At 73.5% G+C, this 8215-nt stretch carries 7 protein-coding genes; 5 read left to right on the top strand and 2 right to left on the bottom strand.

Annotated features, from left to right (window positions below; genetic code table 11):
* Positions 1 to 1158: tannase/feruloyl esterase family alpha/beta hydrolase (locus tag RBH18_RS16425; protein ID WP_306208592.1), on the bottom strand; the 1158-nt coding region annotated here is incomplete at its 3' end.
* Positions 1159 to 1168: 10 nt separating this feature from the next.
* Positions 1169 to 3769 carry an EAL domain-containing protein gene (locus RBH18_RS16420; protein ID WP_306208590.1) on the bottom strand — a complete coding sequence of 867 codons (2601 nt, stop codon included), beginning with the start codon at positions 3767 to 3769 and terminating at the stop codon, positions 1169 to 1171.
* A gap of 178 nt (positions 3770 to 3947) precedes the next feature.
* Here RBH18_RS16420 and RBH18_RS16415 point away from each other — a divergent pair, with 178 nt between their 5' ends.
* The 5 genes from RBH18_RS16415 to RBH18_RS16395 are packed head-to-tail and all read left to right on the top strand — an operon-like array spanning position 3948 to position 8193.
* Positions 3948 to 4508: a Uma2 family endonuclease gene (locus RBH18_RS16415; protein WP_306208588.1), complete on the top strand. Its 561-nt coding sequence runs from the start codon at positions 3948 to 3950 to the stop codon at positions 4506 to 4508.
* Positions 4509 to 4556: 48 nt separating this feature from the next.
* On the top strand, positions 4557 to 5291 hold the full coding sequence (locus RBH18_RS16410; protein WP_306208583.1) for a 16S rRNA (uracil(1498)-N(3))-methyltransferase: 735 nt from the start codon (positions 4557 to 4559) through the stop codon (positions 5289 to 5291).
* Positions 5292 to 5323: 32 nt separating this feature from the next.
* Positions 5324 to 6370, top strand: coding sequence for a FecCD family ABC transporter permease (locus tag RBH18_RS16405; RefSeq protein WP_306208581.1), 1047 nt, complete (start codon positions 5324 to 5326; stop codon positions 6368 to 6370).
* Positions 6371 to 6408: 38 nt separating this feature from the next.
* Entirely contained in the window at positions 6409 to 7401 is a 993-nt protein-coding gene (locus RBH18_RS16400; RefSeq protein WP_306208579.1) for a FecCD family ABC transporter permease, read from the top strand.
* A 9-nt stretch (positions 7402 to 7410) separates the two neighbouring features.
* The gene (locus tag RBH18_RS16395; protein WP_306208577.1) at positions 7411 to 8193 is read left to right on the top strand and encodes an ABC transporter ATP-binding protein; all 783 of its coding nucleotides are present in this window, start codon (positions 7411 to 7413) and stop codon (positions 8191 to 8193) included.
* Positions 8194 to 8215 lie beyond the last annotated feature (22 nt).

Here is an 8215-nt window from a genome sequence, read left to right as displayed (position 1 = left end):
TGGCGGCCCTGCGTCCGCGGGCCGTGGTGGCATCGCACACCCGTGGTACATGATCAGCTTCCCGCCGTACGCCCGGAAGGCCCGCAGGTCGGGGTCGGTCGCGTTGTAGAGCGCGTCACCCACCACATCGAGCCGGTCCAAGGTGGCCCGATCGAAGCGTACGTCGGTGAGGTCGAAGCCGTCCGGCCGCACGCTCGGATAGCCCAGGTACCTGAGGTAGTTCAGCGCGATCGTCCCGGCGTTGCCCTCCAGCGGGGACCCCGACCGCACGACGAACTGGTCGATCCAGCCGAGCTCCGACCCGTACGGCAGCCCGGGCGAGATGCCCCGCGGACCCCGGTAGAACTGCGTCACCGCGGTCACCTGCGCCGGGGTGAGACAGTCCGGCCGGTTGCCGGCCGGGCAGCGCAGTGCCGCCGGCCGGAAGTCGCACCGGCGCGGGTCCTCGATGATCTCGCCGCACTCGCGCGTCACGGCGGCGTGCAGCGGCCCGATCTTCTCCGGCCCGAGGATCTGCCTCCCGCGCGCGTCGGTGTTGCGCGTGGCCAGCCAGGCCTGCAGCAGATTGAGCGCCACGAAGTCGTGGGCCGGGGCGCCGGCCAGGATCCCGTCGAAGTCGGCCGGGTACCGCTGCGCCAGGTTCAGGCCCTGGCGGCCGCCGGTCGAGCAGCCGTCGAAATACCGGTACGCCGGCCCCCGCCCGTAGTAGGCCACCATGATCGCATCCGACGCCAGCCGCAGCCGATGCTCCGACGTCCGCCCGAACTCCCGGCGCGCCCGCGGATCAGCACCCCACGTGGCCGCCGCGTCGCCGGTGTGCCCGGTGTCGTCGGCGGCCACGACCAGCGTCTTGGCCCGCGCGGCGGCGCAGGCGAAGCCGAAGAGCGGATAGTCCAGCGCGGGCACGGCACCGCACAGCCCGCTGCAGCCCTGTTGCACGTACTGGCCGGTCCAGCCGCTGACCGGCAGCTTGACGGTGAAGTGTGTCGCCGGCCGCAGCACGCCCCGCGCCACGCAGTAGCCGTCGGCAACCGTCGCCGAAGTGACCGACCCCTGCGGCACGCGAGCCTCGGTGAGCCCGCCGCACGGGTCCGGGCCGGCCGTCTGCGCGACGCCCATCCCGCCGAAAGTCAGCAGCAGTGCCAGAAGTCTCTGCATAGCGGAGAAGCTATGCGCCGGCACCGCCCCGGCGGATCGGTCCGGAGAACGGATCCGCGCTCGTCCTCGGGACCGAGAGCAGCGCTTCCAGGTGCTCGGCGGGCATCGGCCGGCCCAGCAGGTCGCCCTGCCCGAGCTTGCAGCCGGCCGTCTCGGCGATGTCCAGGTCGGTCGCCGTGCGCAGCCCGTGCGCGATCACCTGCATGCCGAGCCGCCGCCCGAGCGTCACCGCCACGTCCATGACCGAGCCGGTGGGCCGGGCCGCCCCGGCCGGGCCGAAGACCTCCTGATCGATCTTGAGCAGGTCGATCGGGAGGATGCGCAGCCGGCTCAGCGAGGTGGGCCCGGTGCCGAAGTGGTCGACCGCCGTCCGCACGCCCTGCGCCCGCAGCCGGCCGAGCTGGGCGGCCATGTCGTCGGTCGCCGGCTGGTGCGGGCCGTTCTGCAGGTGGTGCTCGGCGATCTCGACGACCAGCGCCGAGCTGGGCAGGTCGTGGTCGTCCAGCGCGGTCTGCAGGCTCGCCTGGAAGGCGGGATCGACCAGCGTACGCGGCCGCACGTCCACGGCCAGCCACAGCGACTCGTGCACCCGCCGCCAGCCGGCCAGCAGGCGGCAGGACCGGTGCAGCACCGAGTGCTCGAGGCGGGCCAGCAGCCCCAGGTCCTCGGCCAGCGGCAGCAGCTCGTCCGCGGGCACGGGACCGAGCGTGGGGTGCCGCCACGACGGGAGCGCCTCGACGCCGGCGACCCGGCGCCCGGACAGCTCGACGATCGGCTGGAAGCTGAGGTCGATCTCCCCGCGCTCGACGGCCCCGGGCAGGTCCTGCTCCAGTGTCGAGCGACGCAGCAGGCGGGTCTCCAGCTCCGCGTCGTACCACTCGACCGCGCCCGGCGGCCCCGACCGTACGGATCGCAGGGCCAGCGCCGCGCGCCGGATCACCTCGTCGGTGCCGTCGGTGCCGGTGACGTCGGCCAGCCCGGCCCACGCCGACAGGTGGGCCGTCGTGCCGCCCGCCGGGTAGGGCGCCGACAGCGCGTTGACCAGCTGCCCCGCGAGCAGCTGGGCGCGGACGGCACCGGCGTGGGTGAGCACCGCCAGCCGGGTCTCGCCGAGCCGGGCCGCGACGTCCGCGCCGGCCATCCCCGCCCGCAGTCGCCGGGCGGCCTCGACCAGCACCAGCTCCGCGAGGTCGCGCCCGTGCACGTCGGCGATCGCGGTCAGCCCGCCCAGCTCCACCACGATCATCGCGCCGGCGTCCGGGGTCAGCTCCGCCACCCGGAGCAGGCCCTCGTGGTTGGCCAAACCGGTCTGCCGGTCCTGGTGGACGCTCTGCCGCAGCGCCAGCTCCAGGTCCCGCTCGTGGGTCACGTCCCGGATGTGCACGACGACCGTGTGCCCGGGCTCGGCCGGGTCGGCGCCGTTGGTGGTCCACTCGGTCTCGCGCCACCGCCCGAAGCCGTCGCGCAGCCGGACCGGAAGGCCCGGTCCGCCGCCGGGCAGTGCCCCCTCGGCCATGCGCCGCATCAGGTACGCCTGCACCGCCTCGACCTGCTCCGGATCGACCAGCGCCGACACCGTGCGCCCGAGCACCTCCTGGTCGGAGAGCCCGAACTGCCGGGCCGCGGCCGGCGACTGCCACCGCACGGCGAGGTTCGCGTCGAGGATCATCGCCACGTCCGCCGACCCGAACATGAGCGTGCGCAGCCTGTTGCCCTGGTCGATGAGGTGGCCGGCGTGGCGGCGCTGGGCCGCCGCGGACACCCACTCCCGGGCGGCCACGGCCGTGAGCGCGGTGGTGGCCAGCAGGACCGACAGCGCGTCCAGGCGGCCGCCGTTGACCAGGTGGTAAACGGTGGTCAGCGCCGAGCCGACCACGAGCACGGTGAGCAGCGGGAAGCTCGCCGACGGCTCGCTGCCCGGCGGGGGCAGCTCGGCCTCGTCGGGCGGGACGCGGACCGACCCGTACCAGAGCAGGGCGCCGGCCACGTTGATCGCGAGCCCGCCGGCGAGGGCCGCGATGGCCGCGTTGGGCACACCCGGGAAGTCCATGCCGATGACCAGGGCCGTGGACCCGATCAGCGACAGCGCCGCGGCCGGCCCGCACCACTGCAGGGCGGCCCGGTGCCGCAGGGCGTGCAGCCCGGTGACCGCGAGGGTGGCGGCCGCGCCGCCGCCGAAGATCAGCGCGGTGATCGCCGCGCCGCGCCGCTCGCCCCCGCCGCCGAAGAGCAGCATCCACACGGGGAACAGCAGGCAGGCGGTGACCCCGAGCGTGTCGAGCGCGATCCGCACCTGGGCGAGCCTGTCCCGGTGCTGGGCCGGCCGCAGCACCGCGGGCAGATAGCAGGCCGCCGCCAGGAACAGCGTCACCAGCGGAATCTCCGCGGGCACCGGCACCCCGCCGACCAGGGCGCCGGGCGCCACGAGCACGGCGATGCCGCTCGCCGCGCCGGACGCCGCGGTGAGCCCGAGCCCGCCGGCGAGCGCCAGCACCCGCAACCGCGGCCCGGCACTGTCACCGCGCACGGCGGCGCGCAGCATGACGACGGCGCCGGCCGCCGAGCACGCCGTCACGAAGCCGGCCGCCGCGGCCGCCGGAAGATAAGCCATCGATGTCGTCCAGAACCTGCGAGGGGTGGGGGGAGCGCTGCAAAGTCTGTGCCGCATCGCTCAACGACGCAACCACCGTACGGGTTACGGCCGCGGCCGTACGGGAGCCGTCCGCGGAGCGGCCGAAGTCCATGCTCAGGTGCAGGCCTGGCGCCGGGGTCAGCGGTAAGGTGCCGGCATGAGCGCGGAGGCAGTGGGGCGGTGCATGCCCGAAGTCATTTCGCTCGACGACCTTGCCGCCATGATCTCGGCCGACGTTCACGGCCGCCGATACGAGGTCTCTCCTGACGGAGTTCTCTCCGTCGCGCCACCTCCCGACAGTGAGCATGCCGTCATCGCCACCCGGCTCATGGCCTGGTTGATCACGGCTGGTGTACCGCTGGAACAGATCATGCAGGTTGCGGGCATCCGGATCGCTGCCTCCGAGGGCGTGGGAGGTCGCATTCCGGACCTGACCGTGTGGTCCAAGCCGCAGGAGCGCGCCGTATGGCTGGCGGTGACGGAGCTGGTGCTGGTCATCGAGATCGTCTCGCGTGGCTCGGAGGCGATCGATCAGGTGACCAAGGTGAAGGAGTATGCCGCTGCCGGCATCCCGCAGTACTGGACTGTTGCGCGCGACGCGGCCCTGACCGTCACGCTGCATCGGCTCGGATCGGATGGGACTTACGGATCCACCGCTCAGATGCCGCTGGCGTGGCTGCTCCAGACCTCACCGGGTGACCACTTGACCGGCATGTGAGGCGGCCGCCGGCCGTGCGGGCATACGGGATTGGGTAGCGTTCTTGTCGTGTCCGCGCCCTTGTTTCTTGTTGACGATCTGCCCACCGGTTCCCGGTTCACGCTCGGGGGCAGGGAGGGGCATCACGCCGCCGATGTGCAGCGGTTGCGGGCCGGCGAGGAGTTGCTGCTGGCCGACGGGCGGGGCGGGGTCGCCCGGGCCGAGGTCACCGCGGTCGGCCGGGGCAGCATCGATGTGCGGGTGGGGGAGCGGTCGTTCGCCGCGGCGGCCGATCCGCGGCTCGTGGTGGTGCAGGGCATCGCCAAGGGTGACCGGGGTGAGCTGGCCGTGCAGGCGATGACGGAGATCGGCGTCGACGAGATCGTGCCGTGGGCCGCGTCGCGGTCGGTGGCGCAGTGGCGGGGCGACCGGGGCGCCAAGGCCCGGGAGAAGTGGGTGTCCACGGCGCGGGAGGCGGCCAAGCAGGCGCGCCGGTCGTGGCTGCCCGAGGTGTCCGGCGACCCGGACGTGTCCACCAAGCACGTCGCCGCCCGCCTCGGCGCGGTGGCCGCCGCGTTCGTGCTGCACGAGGAGGCGAGCGACCGGCTGACCACGGCCAAGCTGCCCACCGCGGGGGAGATCGTGCTGGTGGTCGGGCCCGAGGGCGGCATCAGCGACCAGGAGCTCGGCACCTTCGTGACCGCCGGCGCGCATCCGGTCAAGCTCGGCGACAATGTCCTGCGCACCTCGACCGCCGGGGTGGCCGCGCTGTCGGTGCTCAGCACCCGGCTCGGCCGCTGGTGACTGTTAAGGAAGGCTAGCCTAAGCTCGGCGGCATGGTCCTGACGCGTACGCCCGCGCCGGCGCGTCCGCCGCAGCCCACCGAGGGGAGAGCACGCCGCGGCGCGGGACTCGCGCTGTGCCTCCTGCTGCTGGCCGGGGTCTGCCTGCTGAGCATCGCGTTCGGCGCCCGCAACGTCTCCCCGCACACGGTCTGGGACGCGTTCTTCCACTACACCGACACCGACGACCAGGCCGTCGTGCGGGACCTGCGGGTGCCCCGGACGCTGCTCGGCATCCTGGCCGGCATCGCCTTCGGACTGTCCGGTGCGGTCATCCAGGCCGTGACGCGCAACCCGCTCGCCGACACGCAGGTGCTCGGCATCAACTCGGGCGCCGCGCTCTTCGTCGTCGTCGCGGTCGGCGTGCTCGGCCTCACCAGCCTGCACGAGTACATGTGGTTCGGCTTCGCGGGCGTCGCCTTCGCCCTCACCCTGGTCTATCTGCTCGGCTCGGCGGGCCGGGCGGGCGCCACGCCGATCCGGCTCACGCTGGCCGGGGTGGCGCTGGGCGCGGTCATGGACGGCATCTCGTCGGGCGTCCAGCTCGTACGCCCCCGAGCCTTCGACTATCTGCGCTTCTGGGACGTCGGCTCGCTGGCCGGCCGTCCCGCCGACGTGGCCGGCACGATCCTGCCGTTCGTCGCGGCCGGGGTGGTGCTGGCGCTGGTCGTGGCGCGCTCGCTCAACGCCGTGGCCCTCGGCGACGACCTGGCCCGCACGCTCGGCGCGCACGTGGGCCGCACCCGGGTCCTGGCGACGGTCGCGGTGATGCTGCTCACCGGGGCGGCCACGGCGGCGGTCGGGCCGATCGGCTTCGTGGGGCTCATGATCCCGCACGCCGTGCGCTGGTTCACCGGGCCCGACCAGCGCTGGATCTTCGCGTACACCATGGTCCTGGGCCCGGTCCTGCTGCTGGCCGCGGACGTGGTGGGCCGGGTCGTCGTGCGCCCCGGCGAGCTGCGGGTGGGCATCGTCACCGCGTTCGTCGGCGCTCCCGTGCTGATCTATCTCGTGCGCCGGGCCCGGGTGAGCGGCCTGTGAACTTCGGGAGAAAAACCCTCGTTCTCCGCACCGGTGCCGTGAGCGCGCGCATCCCGGTGCGCCCGGCGGTGGTCACCGGCGTCCTCCTGCTGAGCGCCGGCGCGGTCGGCGTCCTCGCGCTCGGCACGGGCGAGTTCACGCTCACCCCCCAGCAGGTCCTCGAGGCGCTGGCCGGCGAGGGCACCCGCGCGGCCCGGCTGGTCGTCGTCGAGTGGCGCCTCCCGCGGGTGCTGCTCGCCCTCCTGCTCGGCGTCGCCCTCGGGCTCTCCGGCGCGATCTTCCAGGCGCTGACCCGCAACCCGCTGGGCAGTCCCGACGTGATCGGCTTCAACACCGGCGCGTACACGGGCGTGCTGCTCGTCAGTGTGACTCTCGGCAACAGCAACTACCTGACCGCCGCCGGGGCCCTGGTGGGCGGGCTGGTGACCGCGATCGTGGTCTACCTGCTGGCGTTCAAGCGCGGCGTGCAGGGCTTCCGCCTGATCATCGTCGGGATCGCGGTCAGCGCCATGCTCGCGTCCGCGAACCAGTGGTTCGTGATCAAAATGGACCTGCAGGCCGCGTACGCCGCGTCGATCTGGCAGCAGGGCACGCTCAACGGGCTCGGCTGGGCGCAGGTCACCCCGGTGGCGGCCGGCGTGGGCGTGCTGGTCGCGCTGCTCCTCGCGTACGGGCAACGCCTGTCGCTCCTGGAGATGGGAGAGGACGCCGCGGCCGCCCTCGGGGTCGACGTGGAGCGCGTCCGGCTCGCGTACCTCGTGATCGGTGTCGCCCTCATCGCGGTCGCGACGGCGGCGGCCGGCCCGATCTCCTTCGTGGCGCTCGCCGCCCCGCAGCTCGCCCGGCGGCTCACCCGGACGTCCGGCATCGCGCTGGTGCCGTCCGCCGCGATGGGCGCCTTCCTCCTGATGCTCAGCGACTGGCTGGCGCAGCGCCTCTTCGCCCCGACGCAGCTGCCCGTGGGCGTCGTCACGGTGTCGGTCGGCGGCATCTACTTCGTCTGGCTCCTGATGAGACAAGCCCGGAGGTAAGGGATCGAGATGAGCCTCGCCGCACGCGACATCACCGTCGGGTACGACCGCAAGACGATCAGCGCCGGCCTCTCCCTGGACATCCCGGAGCGCCGCTTCACCGCCATCATCGGCCCCAACGCCTGCGGCAAGTCGACCCTGCTGCGCGCCCTGTCCCGGCTGCTCAAGCCGTCCGCCGGCGAGGTGCTGCTGGACGGCCGCGACATCCACGCGCGCCCGGCCAAGGAGGTCGCCCGCCGGCTGGGGCTGCTGCCGCAGTCGTCGATCGCGCCCGAGGGCATCTCGGTCGCCGAGCTGGTCGCGCGCGGCCGCTTCCCGCACCAGAAGCTGATCCGCCAGTGGTCTGCCGAGGACGAGGCCGCGGTGACCGCCGCGATGGCCGCGACCGGCGTGACCGAGCTCTCCGGCGAGCTGGTCGACACCCTCTCCGGCGGGCAGCGCCAGCGGGTGTGGGTGGCGATGGTGCTGGCCCAGCAGACGCCGATCGTGCTGCTCGACGAGCCGACGACCTTCCTGGACATCGCGCACCAGATCGAGCTGCTGGAGCTCTGCGTGCGGCTCAACCGGGAGCAGGGCGTGACGATGGTCGCGGTGCTGCACGACCTCAACCAGGCCGCCCGGTACGCCGACCACCTCGTCGTCATGAGGGACGGCGCGATCGTGGCCCAGGGCGACCCCGCCGCAGTGATGACCGCCGATCTCGTCGAGCGGGTCTTCGGGCTCGGCTGCCGGATCATCGAGGACCCGGAAAGTCACACCCCGCTGGTGATTCCGCGCTCCGGCTTAGGTTAGCCTAACCACGCTAGACGAGTCC

Source organism: Actinoplanes oryzae (assembly GCF_030757795.1).
Classification (GTDB): Bacteria; Actinomycetota; Actinomycetes; order Mycobacteriales; family Micromonosporaceae; genus Actinoplanes.
Note: the sequence above shows the minus strand (reverse complement) of the source record. Positions and strands in the feature narration are given on the sequence as shown.

What these genes read in the sequence shown, in the direction of transcription:
- RBH18_RS16420 (WP_306208590.1), bottom strand. Translation starts at nt 3,769, where the DNA reads ATGGCTTATCTTCCGGCGGCCGCGGCGGCCGGCTTCGTGACGGCGTGC.
- RBH18_RS16415 (WP_306208588.1), top strand. Translation starts at nt 3,948, where the DNA reads ATGAGCGCGGAGGCAGTGGGGCGGTGCATGCCCGAAGTCATTTCGCTC.
- RBH18_RS16405 (WP_306208581.1), top strand. Translation starts at nt 5,324, where the DNA reads ATGGTCCTGACGCGTACGCCCGCGCCGGCGCGTCCGCCGCAGCCCACC.
- RBH18_RS16395 (WP_306208577.1), top strand. Translation starts at nt 7,411, where the DNA reads ATGAGCCTCGCCGCACGCGACATCACCGTCGGGTACGACCGCAAGACG.